This window comes from Thiolapillus sp. (assembly GCF_048562965.1).
Classification (GTDB): domain Bacteria; phylum Pseudomonadota; class Gammaproteobacteria; order Chromatiales; family Chromatiaceae; genus Thiolapillus; species Thiolapillus brandeum_A.
Genome location: NZ_JBHNMF010000780.1, coordinates 1 through 1378, shown reverse-complemented (window position 1 = coordinate 1378; position 1378 = coordinate 1). Strand labels below are relative to the sequence as shown.

Annotated in this window: 2 protein-coding genes; one reads left to right on the top strand and one right to left on the bottom strand. The window is 55.3% G+C overall.

All coding sequences use genetic code 11. The annotated features are described in order from the left end of the window. Positions 1–221, top strand: a 221-nt coding sequence (locus ACOCD2_RS20030) for a hypothetical protein (RefSeq protein ID WP_293675166.1), incomplete at its 5' end; no start/stop codon positions are given. Positions 222–239: 18 nt separating this feature from the next. On the opposite strand, the gene ACOCD2_RS20025 is transcribed toward ACOCD2_RS20030, so the two are convergent. Continuing rightward, positions 240–1349: a ComEC/Rec2 family competence protein gene (locus ACOCD2_RS20025; protein ID WP_293646932.1), complete on the bottom strand. Its 1110-nt coding sequence runs from the start codon at positions 1347–1349 to the stop codon at positions 240–242. Positions 1350–1378: the final 29 nt, after the last annotated feature.

The window sequence follows — 1378 nt, the reverse complement described above, 5'->3', positions numbered from 1 at the left end:
ACAGATTATTAACGTATGTGCTAATTTTTTTAGGGTGGTTGTATCCAAAAGTCAGCTATGGGTTTTATCCGCTGGTTACACCCCTGCTGATAGAAAACACCGTATCCGTGGGTCGGACTTCAGTCCGACATCTCTCCGTTGGAGCCGCTGTTGTCGGGCTGAAGCCCAACCTGCGGTCATGGCGCGAAGCTGCGTCATCCAGAGTCCTGCAAAATCTATAACTTAGGCTTACTTCCACATTAACGTCTGAAACTCAGACTCAACCAACCATCTTCACCGCTGCCGGGATAGCGGATGGAATAGCTGTACTGATGCTGCCAGCGCCGGTTTTCCCACAATGCATTGCTGTCGCTCCTGTAGTTGAAATCCAGTTCGGCCGCTTCGGAACCGTACTTGACCAGCCTGGCGATGGCCACCTGATCGGGATGATGAAAATAGTTGCCATTGGTGGAAACGAGGTAATGCCGGCAGTCGGTCAAAGCCAGCAACTCCTTCGAAACATTGTATTTGCTGCCGTGATGGGGAATCTTGAAGGCATCCAGACGCAATGGCTGTTCCGGCGTTGCTCCCAGCGCTTTCAGCCCCTGTACCAGCAGGTCCGCATGGGCATCTGCCGCCAGCAGCACCCTGGCATCACCATATTCCAGCACAAAGGCGATGCTGGTGCCGTTGGGGGCGGAGCCATCCTCCTGAAACGGCTCTGAAGCCAACTCATCGACACCGGGCTGCCCGAAGGATTCCAGCCCGTCATCCTCTTCCGGCACATAGTCTTCGAGCTTGGCACCGGGAGTCAGTCCCGCTTTGCGGCATTCCTTTTTCCAGACGGGTTGCAATGCTTCCAGCCTGGCTCGATCCGGGGAAAGCAGGGTCAGGCAAAGTTCATCCAGCACAAAGCGGCTGTCTGTCAGCGTATCGGACAGTTCCACTGCCCTTCCCGCGAAACGCCTGTTCCAGGGCCAGCGCCTTCTGAGAATTTGCGGGCCGAGCTTTTCTCCCATCTTCGCGCCGAAGTGTTCGATAGCGTCATCTTCTTCCAGCGAAGACACGCTTTCTCCTAGCAGGTGATCCCAGGTATTGAACCAGATCTCTTTCACTTCCAGATCCAGTTCCGGGTCCCTGATCAATGCCAGTACGCCATCAATGTGATCACGGTCCACGTGGGAGACCACCAGCAGTTCCAGCCGGGTTATCCCCTTTTCCTGCAGATAGGGTTTCAGCGCATGTTTCCAGGTCCACTGGCGACCGGCATCGATAAGCAGGTGCTTCTGCTCCGGAGCAGCGCCCCAGGCCACATGAATGCAATCGCCTTCCTTGGCGGGCAGCATGGTAACGGTGAGTTCATCAGCCATAACGCATCTCCAGGGTTGGTGTCTTTTTC